A 21,286-nucleotide genomic window follows, 5' to 3' on the forward strand; every position below is an offset into this window, starting at 1 on the left:
ACCCCGGTGTATGCGCGTCGCGGTGGTCACGGTCGGAGACGAACTGCTCGCCGGAGAGACGGTCAACACGAACGCGGCGTGGCTGGGCCGACAGCTAGCCGACCGCGGCGTCACCGTCGAGCGAACGACCGTCGTCCCGGACCGGATCGCCGACATCGCACGGGTCGTCAACGAGTATCACGCCGAGTACGACGCGGTCATCGTGACCGGCGGCCTCGGTCCGACCCACGACGACGTGACGATAGACGGTGTCGCGGCCGCGTTCGGTCGTGACGTGGTCGAGAGCGAGGCGGCCCTGGCGTGGCTCGAAGAACACGGCGGCTACACCCGTGAGGACCTCACCGACGGCACGGGCGAGGTGCCGGAGGGGAGTCGCGTCCTCCCGAATCACGAGGGAGTCGCTCCCGGATGTGTAGTCGAACAGTGTTACGTGCTTCCCGGCGTTCCCGACGAGATGAAGCGGATGTTCGAGGAAGTGGCCGGGGAGTTCAGCGGCCAGAAACAGTACGTCCGGACCGTCGACGCCGCCGAACCCGAGAGCGCGCTCCTCGACAGACTCGCGGCGGTACAAGAGCGGTTCCCCGTCAAGGTCGGGAGCTATCCCGGCGAGACCGTCACAGTGCGGTTCGAGGGGCCTGACGAGGCCGTCGTCGAAGAAGCGGCGGCGTGGCTACACGAGCGAGTCGACGCACCCGAGACCGAGTGAGTCCCCGAGACTCAGCGGTAGAGGTACTGGAGCCAGAGTGCTGTAAGCAAGAGCCCGCCGAGCGTGATGACCGCCCCGGCGGCACTGATGACGCCGGTCTGGACGTTCGCCTGCAGTAGTTCGAGCATACCGGCACTTCAGTGGCGGGTGGCTTGAAAGACACGCTCCCGGGTGCCTTTTGCCGCCGGGTATCCAACCGACTGCTATGCGACGAATCGGTGTCGTGGTCAACCCCATCGCGGGCATGGGTGGCCGCGTGGGACTGAAGGGAACCGACGGCAAGGTCGCCGAAGCACGCGAGCGCGGGGCCGAACAGCGCGCCCCGGACCGGGCACACGACGCACTCGAAGCACTTGCAGCCACGGGTGCGGACGTCGAACTCTTCACCTACGGCGACCCGATGGGTGCCTCGCTCGCCCGCGAGGCGGGGTTCGACCCGGTGGTCGTCGGCCACCCCGAGAACCCGGACGTGACTTCGAGTGCAGACACCAGAGCAGCGGTCCGGGCCTTCGTCGACCACGGCGTCGACGGCATCGGGTTCGTGGGCGGGGACGGCACCGCCGTCGACGTGGCAGAGACGCTCGACGAACTGGACGACGAGACGCCGATTCTCGGCGTTCCGGCGGGCGTCAAGGTGTACTCGTCGGTGTTCGGCGTCTCGCCCCGCGCGGCCGGACGCATCCTCGGTTCCTTCTCGGAGACGGAACCTGCCGAGGTCAACGACATCGACGAGGACGCGTTCAGAGGGGGCGAGGTGGTGACCGAACTGCGGGCCGTCGCCACCGTCCCGGTCGCCGACCAGCGCCAATCGGCCAAGCAGTTGGGCGGCGGCACCGTCGAGACGCTCGCCGAGGGGGTCGCCGAAGGCGTTCGCCCGGGCGTCACGTACGTGCTTGGACCCGGGAGTACCGTCGGGGCAATCAAAGCGAAACTGGGGTTCGACGGAACGACGCTGGGCGTCGACGTCTGGCGGGACGGGGACCTGCTCGTCGCGGACGCCGCCGAATCGGACATTCTGGACGCACTCGGCGAGGAGAACGTCATCGTCGTCTCGCCCATCGGCGGGCAAGGGTTCGTCTTCGGACGGGGCAACCAGCAGCTCTCGCCGGCAGTCATCCGTCACTGCGACGTCGAAGTCGTCGCGTCCCGTCGGAAACTCGACGACATCGGGACGCTCCGTGTCGACACCGGCGACTCGGCGTTAGACGCCGAACTAGAGGGGTGGCTCAAAGTCCGCGTCGGACGGTACGAACGGCGTCTCGTCGAAGTCGTCGCCTGACAGACGTGGGTCGACAGCCGGTCACATCAAGTGATTGTATTCGACTGTCGGCATTAATTGGTGTATAGTGAAGATTAAGGTCGGTGGCGTATAAGAAAGGCCATATGGAAACGCGGAAAGTCCAGCGCCTCGGTCCCTCCACCCTCGCTATGACGTTACCGGCGGAGTGGGCGAGCGCACACGACGTGGAAAAAGGCGACGAAGTGTCACTCCGGATGGGCGGGAAAGGCACACTGACTGTGATGCCCGAGTCCGTCCAGACCGAGGAGTCAGAGGCGATAATCCACGCCCAGAACCTCGATGCCGACGCCGTCGAACGGGCCATCGTCGCCCAGTACGTCCTCGGTCGGCGCATCATCCACGTCGAAGCCCCCGAGGGGCAGACGCTCGATTCGGCCCACATCAACGCCGTCTACAACGCAGAGACGCAGTTGATGGGGCTGGGTGTCATCGAGGAGACCCCCCAGCGCATCACCATCCGCTGTTCGGTCGACCCCGAGGACTTCACGCTCGACAACCTACTGGAACGACTGGAGTCGACCGGGTCGACCATGCGTAACGAGGCGGTCAAGGCGCTCGCCCACGGCAACCCCGACCTCGCCCAGCGGGCGCTGAACCGGGAACGGCAGGCCAACAAGATTTTCGTCCTGTTGCTTCGCCTCATCTTCACCTCCTATCAGAACCCCAATCTCGCGCGGGCGGTGGGGCTCGAAGACGGCTTCCCGCTCATCGGGTACCGCTCTATCGCGAAGAACCTCGAACTGACCGCCGACAACGCCGAGGACATCGCGGAGATCGCGCTGGAAGCGCCCGACCACGCCCTCGACGTCGACAGTTCGACGATGCGGCGCATCCGTGACTTCACCGACGAGGTCAACGAGATAACCGCGATGGCCGTACAGGCCGCCGTCAACCGGAACTACGACACCGCCATCGAGGTCAGTGAGGCGTACTCCGACATCGGCGATAAGGAACACGATATCCTCAACGACCTGCCGGAGATGGACAACCAGAAACTGCTGCAGGTCCGCGAAGTGCTCGTCAGCCTCCAGCAGACCGCCGAGTACGCCGTCAGGAACGCGGAGATAGCGACCAACCTCGCGCTGGACGAGGAGTCCGAACACACGACCATCCAGTAACGGTCGTCGGAATCAGCCGATTTTCGCCGCGACGGCGCGGGCGCTTATGCCGCCGGAGAGCGACCCGTCCAGCGGGGTGTCCCGCGGACACCGAGGAGGTGTTTGGCCGCGTCGACGCTGGCTGTGTCTACGTCAACCAACTCGTCAAGTCGGACCCACGGGTTCCCTTCGGCGGCATCAAACAATCCGGCTACGGCCGCGAACTCTCGGGTCCCGGTATCCGGGAGTTCGTCGACAGGAAGACCGTCTGGGTCGAATAGCGGGACCGCGGCGCTCAGCGAGCGAGCGCGAGGATGCCGCCGTCGTCCGTCGCCGTCTCGGTACTGGTCGCCGTCGGAGTGGCAGTCGTCGTCTCCGCCTCGGTGGCCGTCGCAGTGTCGGTGCTGTCGCTCCCACCGAGGACGCCGTCGTCCGTCGCCGTCTCGGTAGTCGCCGTCGTCGTTTCGGTGCTGCCACCGCCCAGAATCCCGTCGTCAGTTTCGGTTGGGGTCGGCGTCTCGGTCGCAGACTCGGACTCGTTCGCCGAGTCGGACGCCGTCGTCGCGTTCTCGCCGGTCGGGTACTGTGCCTTGTTGCCGAAGATATCCGTCTCGATGGTCGTCTCGTAGTCGATGGCGTCTAGGTCGATGCGGAACTGCTCGCCGCCCCCTTCGAGGACGAGGTAGAAGTCGATAGAGAGGTCCGTCACCTGATTGCGTTCGAGGTGGGTGACCCACCACCGGTCGAGGTTCCCGTTCTGGATGGCGGTGTCCGCTTCGATAGTCTCCGTCTGGCCCGGCCCGATGGTGTAGCCGCGCTCTGTCTCACCCTCCCCGACGGTAACGTCGTTCATCGATATCTCGTAGCCGATTTTCGAGACCGTGTAGGGGTAGGGTTTCGGATTGTAGACGGTAAAGGCGAGGTCCATCGGCGTCTCGGACTCCGTGAGGTTCGCCCGGTCCCACGACCCGCGAGTCTCGTTGATGTACAGCACCGGGTCCGAGACGAGTGGCTGGTTCGCGTTCACTGGCCGCGTCTCGGTGGAGTTGAACTGGCCGATGATGTCCGTCTCGATGGTCTTGTCCTGCGCAACCGAGAGCGAGCGACCGCCGAGCATCGACGAGGAGACGTCGGCGTCGATGGTCACTTCGGTGGTCTCGCCGTTCTCGATGTGGGTGTGCCACCACGGCGGAATCTGTCCGTTCTGCATCTGGGTGGCGAACGCGAGCGTCGAGTTCCCCTTCGCCAGCGCCAGCCCGCTCTTGTCACCGCTGGCGATCGGGACGCCGTTCATCGCGACAGTGTAGTCGACAGCCGTCCCGCCGAGTTGCACCCCGACGGGGTTGGGGTTGTTCACCGTGAGGTTCGTGTGGACCGCCGTCGTCTCGTTCGAGACGCCCGCAAAGTGGTTGTCGACGGATTCGACGGTCGGTGCACCGACGGCGCCGAGGGCGAACGCGGCACCGCCAGCGGTGCCGAGAGCGAGCACGACGACGACGAGCAGTTTCAAGCGCCCGAGTCTAAACATTACACGGCGCTCTCTCGTCTGTCGCTATATGTCCTGTGGCTGGTGACTGGCCCGAATGAACTAAGTGGGCAACACGGAAACTCACTCGCATGGCGACGGAATCGCAGACTGATATGGGTATCGGGCTCGGCGTCCTGTTCGGGGTGGTCGCCGTCGGCGCCGCAGTGTTGACGGCCGTCAACAGCTACAACTACGCCATCCGGCACGCACAGGAACTCGATACGAGCGGGCTGTTGTTGAACAGCGGCGTCGGCTTCGGCGTGGCCATGCTCGCAGCGAGCCTGGCGCTCGTCGCGATACACGTCTACGACGCCTGAAGATCGCGGGTGGGTGCCGAAAGGAACGATTAAAACCGTTCAGAACGTACCTCTTCTATGGTCGATTTCAGCGAGGAGGACAGACGCATTCTGGAGTACCTCCGGGAGAGCGTCTCGCGGGGTGAGAGTTACTTCCGCGCCAAGAACATCGCCTCACAGCTCGGCCTGTCCTCGAAACAGGTCGGCGCTCGGTTACCCCGTCTGGCAGAGGAGGCAGACGAGGTAGACATCGAGAAATGGGGCCGCGCCCGCTCGACGACGTGGCGCGTGACGACGAGCTAGTCGGTGGATTCATTCCGGCGGAAACCTGAGCTACGTGCATGACTGTCCGGGTCGAGCGGTCGATGACTGTGTCGGCACCTCCCGAGCGAGTCTGGGCGTTCATCGCCGACCCGGACCAGCGGGCACGCCCGATTAGCGTCGTCAAGGACTGGGAGGTCACGAACGACGAGGAAGCGACGTGGCACATCTCGTTGCCGATTCCGATCATCGATCGAACGATCCGCATCGAGACGCGGGACGTAGAGCGGCGTGAACCCGAGTACGTCCGTTTCGTCGGTCGGTCGAGAGTGATGCAGGTACAGGGCGAACACGAACTCGAACCGACCGAGAGCGGCGGGACGAAACTGACCAATCGGTTCGTCGTCGACGGCAAACTCCCCGGCGTCGAACGGTTCTTCAAGCGGAATCTCGACGGCGAGATGGAGAACCTCGAACAGGCACTGCGTGACTATCTCGAAGTCGAAGTATGAGGCTCACACTCGCCCAGATTGCGGTCGAACCCGCGGCCGTGAGCGCGAACGTCGGACGGGCCATCGACGCCATCGACCGCGCGGCCGCGAACGGGGCCGACCTCGTGGTCCTGCCGGAGTTGTTCAACGTCGGGTACTTCGCGTTCGATAGCTACGCACGGCACGCGGAGGGCGTCGAGGGTGAGACGCTGACCGCCGTGCGCGAGGCGGCCGCCGAACACGGCGTGGCGATTCTCGCCGGGAGTGTCGTCGAGGACCTCGCCGCGAGCGCCGCCGCCGGCATCGACGTGCCCGTCGAGGACGGACTCGCCAACACCGCGGTGTTCTTCGACAGGGACGGGACGCGTCGCGCCATCTACCGGAAACACCACCTCTTCGGCTACGGGTCCGCCGAGACGGACCTCCTCGAACCGGGCCAACACCTCCCGACCGTCGACTTCGCCGGGTTCACCGTCGGCGTGACGACGTGTTACGACCTCCGGTTCCCGGAACTGTACCGGAGACTCGTCGACGACGGCGTGACGCTGACGCTCGTCCCGAGCGCGTGGCCCTACCCCCGCGTCGAGCACTGGAAGCTGTTTCCGAAGGCCCGCGCCGTCGAGAATCAGCTATACGTCGCGGCGGCCAACGGCGTCGGGTCGTTCGAGGACGCGGAACTGCTGGGCCGGTCCACGGTGTACGACCCGTGGGGGACGGCGCTGGCCAGTTCCGCCGACGACCCGGCGCTCGTGAGTGCGACCGTCGACCCGGAGCGAGTCACGGCCGTCCGAGAGGCGTTCCCGGCGCTCGACGACCGACGGACAGAGTTCCGATAGGTTCAGTCGCTCTTTCACACAAAGCGCGCTTTGAGCGTCCGGCGACACTATACGCTGGCGACGACGATACGTAGTCGTCATGTCGAGGAACTCACTCGTCGTCGCGCTGGCCCTGACCCTCCTGCTCGCCGGGTGTGCGGGCATGGGCGGGAACCCGGCCGGCGGCGACGGTGCCGAACTGTCTGCCGACGGCGGTGACGGGTCCGCGCCTGCCGCAGAGGGTGCAAACCAACAGAGCGCCGATACGAGCGGCGGGGGGAGCGCACAGGTCGACGCGGCGGTCCAGCAACGGGCGATAATCAAGACCGGGCGGATGGTCGTCGAGGTGGAGAACTTCTCGCAGAGTCGTACAGCCATCGCCTCACAGGCCCGACAGTACGGCGGGTACGTGAGCGGGTCGAACCAGCGCCTTCACCGCTCGGGCAACGAGACGTGGATCTCCGGCTACGTCGTCGTCAGAGTGCCCAACGAGCAGTACCGGGCGATGCAAGACGACATCGCCGCGGAAGGAACGGTCCTGAGCGAGGAGACCCAGACGGACGACGTGACCGACCAGTTGGTCGACTTAGAGGCGCGACTGGAGAACCTGCGACAGCGCCGGGACCGCCTCCGGACGTTCTACGACGAGGCCAACGACACGGAGGAACTGCTCCGCATCGAAGAACAACTCTCCGAGGTGCAGGGCCAGATAGAACAACTCGAAGCCAAACAGCGCTCGCTCGAACAGCGCGTGGCGTACTCCACTATCCGTGTGGAACTGCAGGAACCGGAACCGGGCATCAGCCAGATTCGGACCCAGTACCACGAGCAGTCGCTGGCGGCCGTCTTCCTCCGGTCAGTGAACGACGTCTACGTCTTCGGGCGGGCGACCCTGGTGACGCTGGCCGCGGCGGCGCCGTGGCTGGGCGTGCTGGCCGTTCCGGCGTTCGGCCTGCGTCGAGTCCTCCGTGGGCGTCGACTCCCGTTCGTCGGCGGGAGCGAGAACAGTAGCGAACACGAGAGCAGCGGCGACGGCGATAGCGGGAGCGACGAGAAGGACGTACGCACAGCGGCCACTGCGTCGGACGACGAGACGGAGTCGGCGGCCGACGACGAGCGATAAGGGCCGGACACCGGGCCTTTTTTATCGGTGGCTCCGCTACGTGTGTTCGCCGGCAAGGCGCTTTTCACGTCGATGCCGGTACAACAGTCCGTCTCGCTGCTCGGCCACATGGCGTCGCTCGTCCGCCAAAGGCTGTCCGGACAGCCTTTCACGTCACTCCTCGTCGGCGGCGCCCAATCCACCGTTCCACTCTCTGGGTGTTCGATACAGTAGCGACGAGTCCAACAGACGTCCCGTGTTTCAACGCTCCGCTTTGTGCGCTAGCGCTCGCTGGAAGTGCTCGGCAGTGATGGTCACGTCGTCGGCACGTTCGCTGGCTTCCTCGGGCCCCATCTCTTCGGCGGCCTCGCGGATGGCGAGCATCGACGCTTCGCGGACCACCGCTTCCAGTTCCGCCCCGGAGAACCCCTCCGTCTCGGCCGCGAGGGCAGACAGGGAGATGCCGTCGGCGAGCGGCTTGCCGTCCGTGTGCACGTCGAGAATCGCCTCGCGGGCGTCGTGGTCGGGGTTCGGCACTTCGACGTGCTGTTCGAGACGGCCCGGCCGAAGGAGGGCGTCGTCTATCATGTCCCGCCGGTTCGTCGCCGCGAGGACGACGAGGTTCGGGTTCTCGGTGATGCCGTCCAGTTCTGCGAGCAACTGGGAGACGACCCGTTCGGTCACCTCGTTGCCCTGTCCGCGGTGGCTGGCGATGGCGTCGATTTCGTCTAAGAAGATGATGCTCGGTGCGGTCTGACGGGCGCGCTCGAACAGTTCTCGCACCGCTTCCTCGCTCTCGCCGACGTAGCGGTCCATTATCTCCGGCCCGGCGACGTGGATGAAGTTCACGTCGCTTTCGCCCGCGACGGCGCGCGCGAGCAGGGTCTTCCCGGTTCCCGGCGGGCCATAGAGCAGGATGCCGCTCGGCGGGTCCGTCTTCGTCACGGAGAACAGGTCGCCGTACTCGAGGGGCCACTCGATGGCCTCGGTAAGCGTCTGTTTGACCTCGCCGAGTCCGCCCACGTCGTCGAACGACACCGCCGGCGACTCGGCGACGTACTCCCGCATCGCGCTGGGTTCGACCGTCGCCAACGCCGCGTCGAAGTCGCTCTGTGTCACCTTGGCGTCCTCGCTGCGCTCGGTGTCATCGCCCTCCCGGTCCGAGCGCTCACGCGGTTCGCGCTCGCGTTTGGCCCGCAGCGCCGACATCGCGGCCTCCGTCGTCAACGACGCGAGGTCGGCCCCGACGAAGCCATGGGTCTGGGCGGCGATGCGGTCTAGATCGACGCCGTCGTCGATAGGCATATCCCGCGTGTGGACGTCGAGAATCTCCCGCCGGCCGCCCTCGTCGGGGACGCCGATTTCGATCTCGCGGTCGAAGCGGCCGCCGCGGCGCAGGGCGGGGTCGACAGCGTCGACGCGGTTGGTCGCGCCGATGACGACCACCCGGCCCCGGTCTTCGAGGCCGTCCATCAACGTCAGGAGTTGGGCGACGACGCGGTTCTCCATGTCGGCGTCGTCGTCCCGGGAGCCAGCGATGGAGTCGATTTCGTCGACGAACAGAATCGCGGGGGAGTTCTCCTCGGCGCGGTCGAACGCCTCGCGCAGTCGCTCCTCGCTCTCGCCCTTGTACTTCGAGACGATTTCCGGGCCGGAGATAGTATCGAAGTACGCGTCCACCTCGTTGGCGACGGCGCGGGCGATGAGCGTCTTCCCGGTGCCCGGCGGGCCGTGCAGGAGGACGCCGCTGGGCGGGTCGATGCCCAGCCGTCGGAACTCGTCGGGTTCCGAGAGGGGCATCTCTATCATCTCCCGGATGCGGTCGAGTTCCTCGTCTAAGCCACCGATGTCCTCGTAGCTCACGCCGGTCTCCGTCGCCGCCGGTCCGGCGTTTTGTGGCTCCGTAGCGCCCGTCTGGTGGTCGCTCGTGTCACCGCCGGAGTCCTCGGTACGTGGGAGAAGGGAGACGTCAGTCCGGTCGGTGACGCGGACCGGCCCGTCCGGGTCGGTCGAGAGGACGCGGAACGTCCCGAGGCCGTCGATGTGGGTCCGCTCGTCGGCCTGCACCATCTGGTCGACCAGTCGCGTCCGCACCATGTGTTCGTACTCGTCGGTACCCGGCAGGGGTTCCATCGGCTGGATACTGATGGTGTTCGCCTCGGTGACAGAGCCGGCTCGAACCGTCACCGTGTCGCCGATATTGACCCCGGCGTTGGCCCGCGTATCGGAGTCGATGCGGACCGTCGACCCGTCGTCGTCGCCGGGCCACACCTTGACGACGGTCATCCGCTCGCCCTCGATGATGACCGGCGACCCGCTCAGCACGCCGAGTTCGCTCCGCACGGACTCGGGGAGGCGCGCGATGCCGCGGCCGGCGTCGCGTTTGTGCGCTCCCTCGACAGTGAGTTCGATACCGCCGTCGCTGGACCCGCTCATGCCGTCGGCTAGCCATCCGGTCCTCTTGAGGGTTCCCGTTGTGTCGCGGGAAAACAATTTACGCTCGGCCGTCGGACAGACTCACATGGTTGTCACTACCGAGCGCGACGAGATGACATGGTACAAATGCGAGACGTGCGGGCTAATGTTCGACGACCAAGACGACGCGCGACAACACGAAGCCAACTGCGACGACGAGGACCCGTCGTACATCCAGTAGCGACCGAGTCGGTTTTGCAGCGGGCAGGCCCCGACGGGCCGTTTCGGTTCGAGTAGCGGTGTCCGGAGACGCTGCGTTCGTCCGCGTTACGAGCCCTCCGGAACGATTTCGTAGCTCCGCTCGCCCATCTCGTCCTCTTCGAAGACGAACACGCGGCCGTCGGCCACCGAGAAGTCGACGTCGACCTCGACGCGCATCTGGTGGTCCCGCACCGTCACACCGGGGAACAGTTCGTCTTCTTCGCCGTCCGTCAAGATGACCCGACCGACGCCGCTCTCCTCGATGATGTCGTCGTGGGTCCGCAGGTCGTTGACGTAGACGAGGATGCCCGACGTCTCCGTCGAGTCGGTGATGAGGACGTGCGTGTCTTTGCCCGGGGACGTCCGGACGCGCTCCTCGGCTTTCGCGGGAACGCCGTGGTAGAAGGCGGTCCGTCCGTCGAGGTACTCGACAGCGATGCCGTCTTCGCTCAGTTCGACAGAGAGGGTGTCCGGCGGCACGTCGGAACGGTTGCTCATACGCCCCCTTGCCCTCGCCGGTGGAAAAACGGCTCGTTGTCGTCGTGGCCGGTTCCGCAGATGGTAAATAGCCCCGGACAGGAGAACTGAGCGATGGAAGGCACGGCAGCAGCACCGGCCGCTGGGACGGTGCTCAACGCGCTGGCGACCGGCCGCGGGTCGGCGTTCGCCATCGACGAGTACACGACGGCGACCGTCGAAGTGTCGACGGACGACGAGAGCGTGACCGGCGAGGTAGCCGGTGCCCCGGACGCCGATACGCGCCTCGTGGAACGCTGCGTCGAGTACGTCCTCGACGCCCACGGCGGCGCAGTCGGGACCCCGCCGGCCGTCGGCGGCCACGTCCGCACGGAGAGCGAGGTGCCGATGGCCTCCGGGCTCAAGAGTTCGAGCGCGGCGGCCAACGCCACCGTGATGGCGACGCTCGACGCTCTCGGCGCCACCGACCGGATGACACGGGAAGACATGGCGCGGCTCGGCGTGATGGCCGCCCGGGACGCGGGCGTGACTATCACCGGCGCGTTCGACGACGCCTCGGCGTCGATGCTCGGCGGCGTCACCGTCACCGACAACGACGCCGACGACCTGTTGGCCCGCGACGAGGTGGACTGGGACGTGCTGGTCTGGACGCCGCCGGAACAGTCGTTCTCGGCGGACGCCGACGTGGAGCGCTGTCGCCAGATAGCGCCCATGGCCCGCCTCGTCGAGGACCTCGCGCTGGACGGGGCATACGAGCGGGCGATGACGGTCAACGGCCTCGCGTTCTGTGCGGCGCTGCAGTTCGACACCGAACCGCTCGTCGAGGGGCTGCGACACGTCGAGGGCGTCTCGCTGTCTGGGACTGGCCCCTCGTTCACCGCCGTCGGCGACCGCGACGCGCTCGAACAGGTACGCGAATACTGGGCGGAACGACCCGGCACGACGCTGTTGACCACCACACAGACGGAGGGAACCCACACAGTATGAGTTCGAACTCGAATACGAGCCCGGAGGATATGTCGCTAGATGAACTGCGCGACGAGATTCGCACTATCGACCGCGAGATAGTCGAGAAGATAGCCCAGCGGACCTACGTGGCCGACACTATCGCGGAGGTCAAAGCCGAGAAGGACCTGCCGACCACCGACGAGGAGCAAGAACAGGCCGTGATGGACCGCGCCGGCCAGAACGCCGAGCAGTTCGACGTCGACGCCAACCTCGTGAAGGCGATGTTCCGGCTCCTCATCGAGTTGAACAAGGTCGAGCAGCGAGAGAGTCGGTAACAAACATCACGGTATCGACCATCCCGTTTTCTCTTGACGGTCGAATTGGTGGTGATGGACGTACTTTTCCTCGTGAATCCTCTACTCCTCAACACTGTCGAGGATAATTCTGTCCTCGAATCGGCCACGCTGTTCGGCTTTTTGTTCTCGTATCTCCTGTAACTCTTCAACGGTTACCCCGCGTTCTTTTCGGATAGCGTGGACAACTTCTAATATATCTGCCAGTTCCTCTATGTCACAGCCTTCCCGATACTCATCGACCTCTTCGTCTAATTTCTCAAGGAGTCGAGTAGCGTACTCGTCCCTCTCAATCGTATGGGTTATTGGTTCTTCGCCATTCTTCTCTATGATTTCGGGGATTCTATCTCGAACCAGTTTGTCGTACTGACGGGCCATATTTTCATCTCAATAACGGCGACATTAGTTTCGTCGATAGTAAGAGACCCGTTGGCGAGCAACACCCAACGAGAGAAGAAAACGGCGATTTTGTCGGAATCTGTAACACCAGTTTGAGACCTGAACAAGGTCGAGCAGCGCGAGAATCGGTAGCCGGAAACGGCTCCCGCAGTCCATCTATCCGCGGCTTACTGTTTCGCCTCTTCTGGCGACCGGATACGGGTGAACCGGTCCACGAAATCCGTCGCGGTACGATTAGCAGCGAATCAGTTGCTCGCAGGAAAATCACTCCATAGCTCGAGCGTGAGAATCCCGACTCTCGACCGACCAACCCGTCGTCCGGCTAGGACGGTGACGCCCGCGAGCGTAGCGAGCAGTACAGTCACGCTCCACCCGACCGGGAGACCTCCGTCGGGTCTGCCAGTCGCTGTTCTGACGCTGCCGCCGTGACCGTCGTGGCGACCAGCCCGAAGACCAATCCGCCGAGGCCGTCTTCGAATCCCTCCCAGAAGACCGGCCCGTTATCGCCGCCGAGACAGCCAGCGCCGGCGACTACACCGGCAGTCGCGCCCGCTCGGAGGACATCACGTCGTAACACACTCCGTCGTGACAGTGAAGCTGTACAAACTCGAGGGGCACGCGCATCGGGGTGTAGTTCGGCAGCGACCGCTTCGGCGGACCAGTACGCCCCGTTTTCCGGGTATTCGGTCTCCGTCCTTCTCGAAGACACGCGTCTAGCGATTGCAAGGGGAGTTGCGGACCGCGTTCAGTACTCCCAGAGGCGATGCACTCGGTCCGCGATGTCGGGGTACTCCGCCTGCAGGGTCTCGACGCTCGTCTCGCCGCCGACGTTGACGACGTGGACTTCCCCACGCTGGCCGCCGTAGACGTCCTGGAAGTCGTAGACGACGCCGACGACGTCCACGTCGTCGTCCACGTCGTCGCTCTCGACGAGGAACTCCACCTGTCGGTCGACGTTGTACTCGACGAGGCGGTTGATAGCGCCCTCGCGGTCCACGTCCGCTGGCAGCGACTCGACGCCGCCTTCGAGGTGTGGCTTCAGGAGGCCGATGCAGTGTTCGATGCCCGGCGGTTCCGAGAGGCCGTCGGTCAGTTCGTCGTACGTCGCGGTGACGGCCCCACACCCGGTGTGGCCGACGACGACGGCCGTCTCGGTGCCGGTGTGTGCGAGGGGATAGAGGACGTCGCCGGAGACGACTTCGCCCGCGTCGGTCCGTTGGACGACGCGGTTGCCGATGTTACCACACGTAAAGAGATGACCGGGGTCGTCGTTCCCGAAGATAGCGTCCTGCAGCACCCGGGAGTCAGAACAGCAGACCGTGACTGCCTCGGGGTGCTGTGCGTCCTGTACGTCGTCGAAACGGTCGTCGAACCTCGCGGCGTGGTCCGCGTTCCCCTCCAGCAAACCGAGAAGCGTGTCGTTCATACAAGATATCGCAACGGCCGTCTGTATAGTAGTTCCCTCTCGTGCAACCGTCTGACCGGTGGTGTCAGTATGAGCGAGCGCCCGGTCGAGTATTAACAACCACTAAGCGCCACATCGTCCAACCACAGACGATGCCATTACACGGCGATGCCCTCGGGTTGTTCCTCGGCGCGGTCGCGCTCGGCGCCGTCCACGGTATCGAACCGGGACACGGGTGGCCAGTCGCCGCCTCCTACGCCCTCGACCAGTCGAACAAGTGGCTCTACGGCCTCGCGGCGAGCGTCATCATCGGCGTCGGCCACCTCGTCAGCAGTATCGCGATGGTGGCCGTGTTCTTCTACGCGAAGTCGTACTTCCGACTGACGCAGGTCAACGAACCCGTGGTGGTGGCACCGGGCGTCGAGATAGGCGGTCCGGTGAGCATCGTCGCCGGCGTCCTCCTGCTACTCATGGGAGTCCGTGAGTACCGACACGGCCGCCCACGCGGCCACGGAGGGGACGGCCACGACCACGAGGGCCACACGCACGACAGTGCCGGTGCGCTCTCGAAATTCGACGACGGGCACGCGCACGTCGACGAGGACCACAGTCACGCAGGCGGGCACGCCCACGGCGGCGGCGGTCTGCTCGGGAGACTGACCGCCAGACTCCCGTTCCGCGGCGGCCACAGCCACGACCGCGACGACTTCGAGGACGCGACCGACCGCGGCCTCCTCGGTATCGCGTGGTTCGCCTTCCTGCTGGGGTTCGCCCACGAGGAGGAGTTCGAGATAATCGCACTCTGCTACGGGTCGGCACACTGTCTCGAACTGATGACGGCGTACGCGGTGACCGTCGTCGTCGGCATCGTCGGCCTGACCGTGCTCTTGCTCGCCGGCTACCAGCACTTCGAGGAGACGGTCGAGCAGTACACGGGGTACCTCCCGGTGTTCTCGGCCGTCGTCCTCTGTGTCATGGGACTCGGGTTCGTGACGGGGCTGTTCTGACTACGCCGTCGCGAACCGGTAGGTGTCGTAGCCGGCGTAGGAGACGAGAAGGACGCTCGCGAGGACGGAAGCCAGTCCCACGACCAGCCCCAGCCGCCAGTAGGTCCAGATGCCGGCCCCCAGCAGTGTCCCGGCGACGAGAAACAGGACGGTGAGTCGGACGACGCGGAGGATGTCGGCGTTCACGGCTATTCGTTCACTGGACGCGGACAAATAGCTTGCCGGGAAGCGGGATCGACTCAACGGCCGGGGAGCAGTCCCTCGACCCGGTCGAGGACCGGCGACAACTCCGTCGCGAGTGCGTGCCGTTTCAGCAGGACGAACCCGGTGAAGATGACCACGAAGCCGGCCACGTCCAGTAGTTCGAGCGTCTCGTCCAGCGCCAGCCACCCCGAGACGGCCGCGAATATCGGTGCGGCGTAGGAGACGAGGTTTATCTCGATAGCGCCGAGGCGAGCCAGCAGGTCGAAGTAGACGACGTAGCCGATGGCGCTCGCGAACACTGCCAGATAGACGAGGGCGGCGACGCCAGCGAGAGAGAACTGTGCGTCCGCGAACGACTCGGACGGCAGGCCGAGACTGATGGTGTGGAGCAGGGCGGCCCCGATGACGTTCGACCACGCCACCATCCCCTCGGGCGAGATGTCGCCGTCGAGACGCTGGACGAGGACGCTCCCAAGCGCGACCGAAGCCGCCGCGAGCAGGACCAGCCCCGGCCAGACCGCCTCGCTTCCCAGCGGGTTCGACGACGTCGGACGGGCGACCATCGCGACGCCGACGAACCCGAGTAACAGGCCGATAGTGCCGACGACGGTCAGTCGCTGGTCCGGGAGGAACAGCCGGGAGAACACCGTCGAGAGGATGGGGCTCATCCCGACGAGGATGGCCGCGACGCCGCTGGTGACACCCGTCTCGCCGACGAAGAGGAACGCGTTGTACAACGCGATGATGAGGACCCCCTCGACCACCAGCGTCAGCCAGTCCGCGCGGGTCCGCGGGAGCCAGTAGTCGCAGGTGACCGCGGCGTAGCCGACCATCAGTACGGCGGCGAGGTCGTATCGAAGGGCGGCAAACAGCACCGGCGGGAACGCTTCCAGTCCGGCCTTGATAGCCATGAACGACGTGCCCCACACCGCGGCGAGGAGGACGAACAGCACTGCCGACCGTCGCTCGCTCATATCGGGGAGTACGACGGCGAGAGCATAACGCTGGTCATCACCCTCCTCATACTGGTGGCTGTAAGTTCGTAACGATATTCGCCACCCCGGGGTGGCGAAGTACTTCAGTGCCACCAGTATCAGTCGAGTGCGTGCCACACCGTCGCCGAGAGGTACAGCGAGGAGAGGGCGCCCACCGAGACGACCAGCCAGTACGTCGCGAGTCGGTAGACGACGACGCCAGCGGCGGCCAGTTCCGGCGGCGCACCGGTCAGGACGGAAAGCACCGCGGTGAGTCCGATTTCGGTTCCGCCCAGCCCACCCGGCGTCGGGAGAAGCGTCGCGAGACCGCTGGCCGGCGACAGGAACAGGGCGAGACCGATCGGGAGCGCGACGCCGACGGCGCTACAACCGAGGAAGAGCGCAGACGAGAACGCCAGCCACCCCCCGACGGCGAGCGCCGACGCGAGGACGAGTCGTCGCGTGTCACCCGTCGCGGTACCGAAGGACACGAGAAAGGAATCGACGCCGTTGGTGACGCGGCGGGGCGCCAACGAGCGGTGCACGCGCATCGAGATGCGGCCGACGGTTGCCCTGACGAGTGCCGCCGTCCGTTCGACGAGCGTCGCGACCACGTGACGCCTGTACGCGAGAACGGCCCCACCGACGACGAGGGCGAAGACGACGAGCGCCAACATCGCGAGGACGACGGGGCCATCGAGGCCGGGGAGCGGACTGACGAGCAGCGCCACCAGTCCAAGCGTCGCGACGCCGAGCGACCCCGCGAACACGAGCAGTTCACTCGCCGTGACGGCCGCGAACACCTCTCGAAACCGCCGATCGAGGTCTTCGGCGAGGACGTACGCCAGAATCGCCGACCCGCCGACGTTGCCCAGCGGGAGCACCTGCTTCCCGAACGTCCCCGTGAGATAGCCCAACTGGACGCGTCGTCGCGGGAGCGACCCGTCGATGCCGTCTATGACGGCCACGGTGGTCAGGCTCCAGCAGAGCTGTGCGAGCAGTGCCATCAGGCCCGCGAGCGCGACGAACCGGACGTCGGCACCGGCCAGGGCCGCGACCGTAGCGGAGACGTCGAGCGACAGGAACAGCAGGCCAAACAACGCGAGTGCGACACCGGCGCCCAGCGCCAACCGTTCGTACCCCGCTCGTTCGGCTCTGGCAGTCGCCATCGCGTTGTGTTGGGCCGCCGATCCGTATCAATCTACGGGCGCTCTTCGCTCTCGTAGGTCTCTGCCAGCGCGTCCAGCGCCTCGTGGTGCTCGGTCGTGTGGGGTGCGGTAAGCGGCGAGACGCTCACCTTGCCGTCGACGACGGCGCGGCGGTCGGTCCCCTCGGGATCGGGGATGTCGCCGTCGGCCATGTGCTCCCAGATGCGGTCGTGGAGCGTGACGGCGTCGTCCTCGCGGACGGCGTCCATCTCGTACAGTCGCGAGGGGCGCGTGACTTCGAGCGGGGCCGGCCCCCACTCGGCGACGGGCGCGTTCACGTTGAGGTAGTCACACTGCTCGAAGACGCCGGCACCGAGTGCGTGATCCGCGAGATACGAGGTGGCCCTGACCGCCTCGCCGTAGCTCTCGCCGTTGGCCTCGATGTCCGAGAACGCGGCGTCTTCGCGGACCGGGATGTACATCGAGACGGCGATGGCCGGCACGTCGAAGAACGTCGCCTCGACGGCGGCGCTCACCGTGCCCGACCGACCGAGCACGTACGCGCCGAGGTTCGCACCGCGGTTACAGCCGGCGACGACGAGGTCCGTCTCGGGGACGAGCGCCTCCAGTCCGGCGACGACGCAGTCGGCCGGCGTCCCGTCGACGACGTAGCCCATCTCGTGGTCTCGAACCTCGACTTCGTGAGAGATAGCGCGGCCGACGGCGCTCTGGTCCTCTGCGGGCGCCACCGCGGTCACGTCGCCGACCTCGGAGAGTCCGTCGTACACCGCTCGCAACCCGACGCTCTCGATGCCGTCGTCGTTCGTCAGCAGGATGGTCGGCTCGTCCATACGCCGTCTGGGGCCGTCGGCGAGAAAAACCCACTGCCCGGGCGGCCCGCCTGCCGATTGCTCGCGATTCGCGGACGCCTCGCTATCGCGCCCGGTCGACGGTCGTCTCGCCGTCGACGACGACGTTGTACGCGCCCTCGTCGTCGTTCCAGAGGACCAGCGCGTTCTGTAGCGAGAGTAGGTCGCCGTAGTCGGCGTCCCGCAGGTCGTCGTTCAACAGCGAGGGGTCGGTGACGACGGCGAAGTGGTCGACCTGCTGGCTCCCGTCACCCAGCAGATACAGCGGGTTCGAGTCCCCTTCGGAGAGGTCGCGACTGAGTTTGATTGCAAGCAGGTTCACCCGGTCGGTGACGTAGTTCTCGGCGTCGGCCATCGGTGCGTGCGTGCCGCGGTCCGGCGCCATCTCGATGGCCCGTTTGCCGTCTTTCCGGAGGACGCTGTAGGCGTACTGGACGTCGACGTTGACGAACTCGCGGGTGCCGCCTGCGGCGTCGTCCAGCCGTTTCTGCATCGACGGGATTTCGAGGTCGGGCTTGCGGTCGAACGACCACGACTCGCTCTCGGGCGTCTGGTGGGGCCACAGGCGGACTGTGGGCGCGTACACGTTCGCCGGACCGTCGTCGGTGACGGCGCGCTCTATCTCGCGCAGGCCCGTCGCGGTGTTCCGGTCGGCGGGTTCCAGCGCCACCACCGTCCCGTCGTCGGCAAGCGCGTCGAGGTAGCGTTCCACGACGGCCACCGGGTCGTCGAGTTCGTTGAGGACGTTGCCGAACAGCACGAGGTCGAACGGGCCGCCGTCCTCGACGGCGGCGTCGAGGTCGAACGCCTCCGCTGTCTCCCGATGTATCGAGACGTCGACGTTCGGCCCGGGGTCGTCGAGCATCGTCTCGAGTACGTCGGCGGCGGCGCTCGGTTCGACAGCGTGGTAGTCCACGAGCGCCTCGTCCGGCAGGAGGTCGAGCAACCCGAGCGCCGGCCCACCGACGCCGGCACCGACGTCGAGAACGCGGAGTCTGGTGGGGAGCAGGCCCTCGGCCAACAGGTCCGCGAGGACGTACTGCGTGACCGCGTAGTAGTCGGGCAGGTGGTAGACGGCGTAGCCGTGGGCCGTCAGGTCGTCGTAGGCCACGTCGTCGCGCCGGAGGTACCGCTCTTTCACGTCGCGGATGCGCTCGCGGAGGCGGTCCCCGCTGTCGCCGCGCTCCCAGTCCGGGCCGTAGGCGTCGGTGAGCAGACTCTCGACCCGCCGGTCGTATGCCTCGGGGAAGCGCTCGACGCCGTGGAACGGGCCCGCTGGGGAGAGCGCTCCCTCCGGCGCCGGGACGAACGTGCCGTCGTCTTGCTCGACGAGCGCGAGGTCGACGGTCTCCTCGCGGAGCACCTGTCGGACGACGGCCGGGTGTGGCTGGCCGTCCACGTACTCGAATATCTCCTCGGGGTCTATCGGCCGGACGTTCCGGAGGTACTGGGCGTTCTCGCGTATCTGCTGGCGCGTCTCGGGGTTCATGAGAGCTCCTCGTACAGCGCGGTGAACGTCTCGGCGTCGGCGTCCGCGATCTCTCGGGCGGCCTCGGCGACGCCGTCGGCGCCCTCGAAGGTCGCCTGTATGTCGGCGTAGACGTGGGCGTCGCCGCCGGTGACCTGTCCGACGAGGTCGGCGAGTCCGCCAGAGACCGGCGTGTGGAACCGGTCGGGCACGTCGTCGGCGGCCATCGCGTAGGCGAGGACCGCCGCGTGAGCGCCGGCCTGTACCGTCTCCATCGCCTCGTCGTGTTCGGCCGCCGTCGTCTCGAAGGTGTCGTTGCCGGCCGCCGCGATGGCTCCGAGGACCGCGTCGACGGCGTCGCCGCCGGCGTCCGTGACGACGGCGACGTTACCGGGAGCGTTCTCCGGGGCGAACAGGGGGTGGAGGCTCGCCCGGCCGAGGTCGGGGGCCACAGCTTCCATCGCCGCGAGCGGCCCCGCCATGCTGCCGGTCACGTCGACGACGGCGTCGGTCGCCAACGGCGCGTATTCGCCGACGGTCTCCTCGGCGACGGGCATCGGCACGGCGACGCAGATCACGTCGAATCGCTCCGCCGTATCACTGGGGACGGCGCGGCCGCCGACGGCGTCGGCCGCCCGGCGTGTCGCGTCCGCATCGAGGTCCGTAAACGCGAGTGTCGCGTCGGCGTGGTCCCGGAGGGTCCGGCCGAACCAGCGGCCCATAGACCCGGCGCCGACGACGAGACAGTTCATGCGACGAGCGTAGCCCGGCGCCTCTCAAAAGCCGTTCGGTCACTGCCGGCACGCACGTATATGACGACTGACGAAGGTGGCGTAGACGGCCGTCGAATCGCTACCCGGAAGGCGACTCATCCCTCCTAAACGCTTATCCGTCGGCCCCGAGTCGTCCGAGGCATGAAGCGCGTTCGATTCCGCGACACCGCGGGGAACGTCCGTGGCGGCCGATGGACCGTCGAGGACGGGGAACCGGTCGTCACGGCGGCCGCCGGTCCGTACGGGCGAATCGCCTTCGGCGACGAGACGTACGCTCCCGACGAGGTGGACATCCTTCCACCGTGTGAGCCGACCAAGATCGTCTGCATCGGCCGCAACTACGCCGACCACGCCGACGAGATGGGCAACGACCTGCCGGACCGGCCGATGCTGTTCCTGAAGGCGCCAAACGCCGTCGCCTCCCACGGGAGCCACCTCACCCTGCCGTCGGGGAAAGAACGCATCGACTTCGAGGCGGAACTGGGCGTCGTCATCGGCGAACAGTGCAAGAACGTCAGCGAGTCCGGTGCGATGGACGTCGTCGCGGGGTACACCTGCCTCAACGACATCTCGAACCGCGACGATCAAGAGATCGAACAGAACTGGGTCCGCGGGAAGGCATTCGACAACGCCTGTCCCATCGGCCCCCTCGTGGCGACGCCGGAACACGTCCCGGAGGACGCCACCATCGAAAGTCGCGTCAACGGCGAGGTCAAACAGTCCTCGTCACGGGACCACCTCATCTTCTCCGTCGAGGAACTCATCGCCGAGATCACCGAGTACATGACGCTAGAACCCGGCGACGTCATCGCCACCGGCACCCCCGAGGGCGTCGGTCCGCTCGAAGACGGCGACGAGGTGGAGATAGAGATAGAGGGCATCGGGACGCTGAAACACTCCGTGAAGATCCCCTGACCCGCGATTCCCCGATTCTGTCGGCCGTACGGCGATGGTAACGCCTAAGTTTAGGGTTGCCTAATCGACGCCGA

At 66.2% G+C, this 21,286-nt stretch carries 25 protein-coding genes and 1 pseudogene; 14 read left to right on the top strand and 12 right to left on the bottom strand.

Going from position 1 to position 21,286, the window contains the following annotated elements; translation table 11 throughout:
- The first annotated feature begins 10 nt into the window (after window positions 1–10).
- The 4 genes and pseudogenes from IEY28_RS05130 to IEY28_RS05145 form a co-directional block, all read left to right on the top strand.
- On the top strand, window positions 11–706 hold the full coding sequence (locus tag IEY28_RS05130) for a competence/damage-inducible protein A (protein ID WP_188995147.1): 696 nt from the start codon (window positions 11–13) through the stop codon (window positions 704–706).
- Window positions 707–911: 205 nt separating this feature from the next.
- The gene (locus IEY28_RS05135) at window positions 912–1,985 is read left to right on the top strand and encodes an ATP-NAD kinase family protein (protein WP_188995148.1); all 1,074 of its coding nucleotides are present in this window, start codon (window positions 912–914) and stop codon (window positions 1,983–1,985) included.
- A gap of 104 nt (window positions 1,986–2,089) precedes the next feature.
- Window positions 2,090–3,124 (top strand): phosphate signaling complex PhoU family protein, encoded by a 1,035-nt coding sequence (locus IEY28_RS05140; protein WP_166970241.1) that lies wholly within the window; start codon window positions 2,090–2,092, stop codon window positions 3,122–3,124.
- A 92-nt stretch (window positions 3,125–3,216) separates the two neighbouring features.
- Window positions 3,217–3,384: pseudogene (locus tag IEY28_RS05145) on the top strand (aldehyde dehydrogenase family protein); the annotation flags it as partial.
- A gap of 14 nt (window positions 3,385–3,398) precedes the next feature.
- Here IEY28_RS05145 and IEY28_RS05150 read toward each other — a convergent pair.
- On the bottom strand, window positions 3,399–4,631 hold the full coding sequence (locus IEY28_RS05150; protein WP_188995150.1) for an LEA/WHy family protein: 1,233 nt from the start codon (window positions 4,629–4,631) through the stop codon (window positions 3,399–3,401).
- Window positions 4,632–4,720: 89 nt separating this feature from the next.
- Between IEY28_RS05150 and IEY28_RS05155 the strand changes: the two genes are divergently transcribed.
- The 5 genes from IEY28_RS05155 to IEY28_RS05175 all read left to right on the top strand — a co-directional run bounded on the left by IEY28_RS05155 (window position 4,721) and on the right by IEY28_RS05175 (window position 7,617).
- Window positions 4,721–4,948: a DUF7525 family protein gene (locus IEY28_RS05155; RefSeq protein ID WP_227015542.1), complete on the top strand. Its 228-nt coding sequence runs from the start codon at window positions 4,721–4,723 to the stop codon at window positions 4,946–4,948.
- Between the two features lie 57 nt (window positions 4,949–5,005).
- Window positions 5,006–5,230, top strand: a complete 225-nt coding sequence (locus IEY28_RS05160; protein ID WP_166970245.1) for a DUF7123 family protein — start codon at window positions 5,006–5,008, stop codon at window positions 5,228–5,230.
- Between the two features lie 38 nt (window positions 5,231–5,268).
- Window positions 5,269–5,700 carry an SRPBCC family protein gene (locus IEY28_RS05165; protein ID WP_188995152.1) on the top strand — a complete coding sequence of 144 codons (432 nt, stop codon included), beginning with the start codon at window positions 5,269–5,271 and terminating at the stop codon, window positions 5,698–5,700.
- Window positions 5,697–6,515 carry a nitrilase-related carbon-nitrogen hydrolase gene (locus IEY28_RS05170; RefSeq protein ID WP_188995154.1) on the top strand — a complete coding sequence of 273 codons (819 nt, stop codon included), beginning with the start codon at window positions 5,697–5,699 and terminating at the stop codon, window positions 6,513–6,515. Before IEY28_RS05165 ends, IEY28_RS05170 begins: the two co-directional genes overlap by 4 nt.
- 79 nt (window positions 6,516–6,594) lie before the next feature.
- The gene (locus tag IEY28_RS05175; protein ID WP_188995156.1) at window positions 6,595–7,617 is read left to right on the top strand and encodes a DUF4349 domain-containing protein; all 1,023 of its coding nucleotides are present in this window, start codon (window positions 6,595–6,597) and stop codon (window positions 7,615–7,617) included.
- A 240-nt stretch (window positions 7,618–7,857) separates the two neighbouring features.
- Here the strand turns inward: IEY28_RS05175 and IEY28_RS05180 are convergent, their stop codons facing one another.
- Window positions 7,858–10,032, bottom strand: coding sequence for a CDC48 family AAA ATPase (locus IEY28_RS05180; RefSeq protein ID WP_188995158.1), 2,175 nt, complete (start codon window positions 10,030–10,032; stop codon window positions 7,858–7,860).
- Window positions 10,033–10,117: 85 nt separating this feature from the next.
- Here IEY28_RS05180 and IEY28_RS20745 point away from each other — a divergent pair, with 85 nt between their 5' ends.
- Entirely contained in the window at window positions 10,118–10,252 is a 135-nt protein-coding gene (locus IEY28_RS20745) for a DUF7128 family protein (RefSeq protein WP_255491942.1), read from the top strand.
- 86 nt (window positions 10,253–10,338) lie between these two features.
- On the opposite strand, the gene IEY28_RS05185 is transcribed toward IEY28_RS20745, so the two are convergent.
- Window positions 10,339–10,770 carry a DUF5796 family protein gene (locus IEY28_RS05185; protein WP_188995160.1) on the bottom strand — a complete coding sequence of 144 codons (432 nt, stop codon included), beginning with the start codon at window positions 10,768–10,770 and terminating at the stop codon, window positions 10,339–10,341.
- Window positions 10,771–10,863: 93 nt separating this feature from the next.
- Here IEY28_RS05185 and IEY28_RS05190 point away from each other — a divergent pair, with 93 nt between their 5' ends.
- Both IEY28_RS05190 and IEY28_RS05195 read left to right on the top strand, forming a co-directional pair.
- Window positions 10,864–11,736, top strand: a complete 873-nt coding sequence (locus tag IEY28_RS05190) for a shikimate kinase (RefSeq protein WP_188995162.1) — start codon at window positions 10,864–10,866, stop codon at window positions 11,734–11,736.
- The gene (locus IEY28_RS05195; RefSeq protein WP_188995164.1) at window positions 11,733–12,032 is read left to right on the top strand and encodes a chorismate mutase; all 300 of its coding nucleotides are present in this window, start codon (window positions 11,733–11,735) and stop codon (window positions 12,030–12,032) included. The genes IEY28_RS05190 and IEY28_RS05195 overlap by 4 nt, the downstream gene beginning before the upstream one ends.
- An 81-nt stretch (window positions 12,033–12,113) precedes the next feature.
- Here IEY28_RS05195 and IEY28_RS05200 read toward each other — a convergent pair whose 3' ends face one another.
- The 3 genes from IEY28_RS05200 to IEY28_RS05210 form a co-directional block, all read right to left on the bottom strand.
- Entirely contained in the window at window positions 12,114–12,428 is a 315-nt protein-coding gene (locus IEY28_RS05200; RefSeq protein ID WP_188995166.1) for a nucleoside triphosphate pyrophosphohydrolase, read from the bottom strand.
- A 382-nt stretch (window positions 12,429–12,810) separates the two neighbouring features.
- Window positions 12,811–13,026 carry a hypothetical protein gene (locus IEY28_RS05205; protein WP_188995168.1) on the bottom strand — a complete coding sequence of 72 codons (216 nt, stop codon included), beginning with the start codon at window positions 13,024–13,026 and terminating at the stop codon, window positions 12,811–12,813.
- A gap of 168 nt (window positions 13,027–13,194) precedes the next feature.
- Window positions 13,195–13,875 carry a carbonic anhydrase gene (locus IEY28_RS05210; protein WP_188995170.1) on the bottom strand — a complete coding sequence of 227 codons (681 nt, stop codon included), beginning with the start codon at window positions 13,873–13,875 and terminating at the stop codon, window positions 13,195–13,197.
- A 131-nt stretch (window positions 13,876–14,006) separates the two neighbouring features.
- Here IEY28_RS05210 and IEY28_RS05215 point away from each other — a divergent pair, with 131 nt between their 5' ends.
- Window positions 14,007–14,861, top strand: coding sequence for a sulfite exporter TauE/SafE family protein (locus IEY28_RS05215; RefSeq protein ID WP_188995172.1), 855 nt, complete (start codon window positions 14,007–14,009; stop codon window positions 14,859–14,861).
- Here the strand turns inward: IEY28_RS05215 and IEY28_RS05220 are convergent, their stop codons facing one another.
- From IEY28_RS05220 to IEY28_RS05245, 6 genes are all read right to left on the bottom strand, one after another.
- Window positions 14,862–15,047, bottom strand: a complete 186-nt coding sequence (locus tag IEY28_RS05220; RefSeq protein ID WP_188995174.1) for a hypothetical protein — start codon at window positions 15,045–15,047, stop codon at window positions 14,862–14,864.
- A gap of 53 nt (window positions 15,048–15,100) precedes the next feature.
- Window positions 15,101–16,039: a DMT family transporter gene (locus IEY28_RS05225; RefSeq protein WP_188995176.1), complete on the bottom strand. Its 939-nt coding sequence runs from the start codon at window positions 16,037–16,039 to the stop codon at window positions 15,101–15,103.
- A gap of 119 nt (window positions 16,040–16,158) precedes the next feature.
- The gene (locus IEY28_RS05230; RefSeq protein WP_188995177.1) at window positions 16,159–17,208 is read right to left on the bottom strand and encodes a lysylphosphatidylglycerol synthase transmembrane domain-containing protein; all 1,050 of its coding nucleotides are present in this window, start codon (window positions 17,206–17,208) and stop codon (window positions 16,159–16,161) included.
- A 32-nt stretch (window positions 17,209–17,240) separates the two neighbouring features.
- Window positions 17,241–18,038 (bottom strand): 5'/3'-nucleotidase SurE, encoded by a 798-nt coding sequence (gene surE / locus IEY28_RS05235; protein WP_188995179.1) that lies wholly within the window; start codon window positions 18,036–18,038, stop codon window positions 17,241–17,243.
- An 82-nt stretch (window positions 18,039–18,120) separates the two neighbouring features.
- Window positions 18,121–19,545, bottom strand: a complete 1,425-nt coding sequence (locus IEY28_RS05240; RefSeq protein ID WP_188995181.1) for a small ribosomal subunit Rsm22 family protein — start codon at window positions 19,543–19,545, stop codon at window positions 18,121–18,123.
- The gene (locus IEY28_RS05245; protein WP_188995183.1) at window positions 19,542–20,276 is read right to left on the bottom strand and encodes a prephenate dehydrogenase/arogenate dehydrogenase family protein; all 735 of its coding nucleotides are present in this window, start codon (window positions 20,274–20,276) and stop codon (window positions 19,542–19,544) included. The genes IEY28_RS05240 and IEY28_RS05245 overlap by 4 nt, the downstream gene beginning before the upstream one ends.
- 162 nt (window positions 20,277–20,438) lie before the next feature.
- Here IEY28_RS05245 and IEY28_RS05250 point away from each other — a divergent pair, with 162 nt between their 5' ends.
- Window positions 20,439–21,212, top strand: coding sequence for a fumarylacetoacetate hydrolase family protein (locus tag IEY28_RS05250; RefSeq protein ID WP_188995185.1), 774 nt, complete (start codon window positions 20,439–20,441; stop codon window positions 21,210–21,212).
- The last annotated feature ends 74 nt before the right edge of the window (window positions 21,213–21,286 follow it).

It is taken from the genome of Haloarcula pellucida, from assembly GCF_014647235.1.
In the GTDB taxonomy this organism is placed as follows: Archaea; Halobacteriota; Halobacteria; order Halobacteriales; family Haloarculaceae; genus Haloarcula; species Haloarcula pellucida.

What these genes read in the sequence shown, in the direction of transcription:
- IEY28_RS05130 (WP_188995147.1), top strand. Translation starts at nt 11, where the DNA reads ATGCGCGTCGCGGTGGTCACGGTCGGAGACGAACTGCTCGCCGGAGAG.
- IEY28_RS05135 (WP_188995148.1), top strand. Translation starts at nt 912, where the DNA reads ATGCGACGAATCGGTGTCGTGGTCAACCCCATCGCGGGCATGGGTGGC.
- IEY28_RS05140 (WP_166970241.1), top strand. Translation starts at nt 2,090, where the DNA reads ATGGAAACGCGGAAAGTCCAGCGCCTCGGTCCCTCCACCCTCGCTATG.
- IEY28_RS05150 (WP_188995150.1), bottom strand. Translation starts at nt 4,631, where the DNA reads ATGTTTAGACTCGGGCGCTTGAAACTGCTCGTCGTCGTCGTGCTCGCT.
- IEY28_RS05155 (WP_227015542.1), top strand. Translation starts at nt 4,721, where the DNA reads ATGGCGACGGAATCGCAGACTGATATGGGTATCGGGCTCGGCGTCCTG.
- IEY28_RS05160 (WP_166970245.1), top strand. Translation starts at nt 5,006, where the DNA reads ATGGTCGATTTCAGCGAGGAGGACAGACGCATTCTGGAGTACCTCCGG.
- IEY28_RS05165 (WP_188995152.1), top strand. Translation starts at nt 5,269, where the DNA reads ATGACTGTCCGGGTCGAGCGGTCGATGACTGTGTCGGCACCTCCCGAG.
- IEY28_RS05170 (WP_188995154.1), top strand. Translation starts at nt 5,697, where the DNA reads ATGAGGCTCACACTCGCCCAGATTGCGGTCGAACCCGCGGCCGTGAGC.
- IEY28_RS05175 (WP_188995156.1), top strand. Translation starts at nt 6,595, where the DNA reads ATGTCGAGGAACTCACTCGTCGTCGCGCTGGCCCTGACCCTCCTGCTC.
- IEY28_RS05180 (WP_188995158.1), bottom strand. Translation starts at nt 10,032, where the DNA reads ATGAGCGGGTCCAGCGACGGCGGTATCGAACTCACTGTCGAGGGAGCG.
- IEY28_RS20745 (WP_255491942.1), top strand. Translation starts at nt 10,118, where the DNA reads ATGGTTGTCACTACCGAGCGCGACGAGATGACATGGTACAAATGCGAG.
- IEY28_RS05185 (WP_188995160.1), bottom strand. Translation starts at nt 10,770, where the DNA reads ATGAGCAACCGTTCCGACGTGCCGCCGGACACCCTCTCTGTCGAACTG.
- IEY28_RS05190 (WP_188995162.1), top strand. Translation starts at nt 10,864, where the DNA reads ATGGAAGGCACGGCAGCAGCACCGGCCGCTGGGACGGTGCTCAACGCG.
- IEY28_RS05195 (WP_188995164.1), top strand. Translation starts at nt 11,733, where the DNA reads ATGAGTTCGAACTCGAATACGAGCCCGGAGGATATGTCGCTAGATGAA.
- IEY28_RS05200 (WP_188995166.1), bottom strand. Translation starts at nt 12,428, where the DNA reads ATGGCCCGTCAGTACGACAAACTGGTTCGAGATAGAATCCCCGAAATC.
- IEY28_RS05210 (WP_188995170.1), bottom strand. Translation starts at nt 13,875, where the DNA reads ATGAACGACACGCTTCTCGGTTTGCTGGAGGGGAACGCGGACCACGCC.
- IEY28_RS05215 (WP_188995172.1), top strand. Translation starts at nt 14,007, where the DNA reads ATGCCATTACACGGCGATGCCCTCGGGTTGTTCCTCGGCGCGGTCGCG.
- IEY28_RS05225 (WP_188995176.1), bottom strand. Translation starts at nt 16,039, where the DNA reads ATGAGCGAGCGACGGTCGGCAGTGCTGTTCGTCCTCCTCGCCGCGGTG.
- IEY28_RS05230 (WP_188995177.1), bottom strand. Translation starts at nt 17,208, where the DNA reads ATGGCGACTGCCAGAGCCGAACGAGCGGGGTACGAACGGTTGGCGCTG.
- surE (WP_188995179.1), bottom strand. Translation starts at nt 18,038, where the DNA reads ATGGACGAGCCGACCATCCTGCTGACGAACGACGACGGCATCGAGAGC.
- IEY28_RS05240 (WP_188995181.1), bottom strand. Translation starts at nt 19,545, where the DNA reads ATGAACCCCGAGACGCGCCAGCAGATACGCGAGAACGCCCAGTACCTC.
- IEY28_RS05245 (WP_188995183.1), bottom strand. Translation starts at nt 20,276, where the DNA reads ATGAACTGTCTCGTCGTCGGCGCCGGGTCTATGGGCCGCTGGTTCGGC.
- IEY28_RS05250 (WP_188995185.1), top strand. Translation starts at nt 20,439, where the DNA reads ATGAAGCGCGTTCGATTCCGCGACACCGCGGGGAACGTCCGTGGCGGC.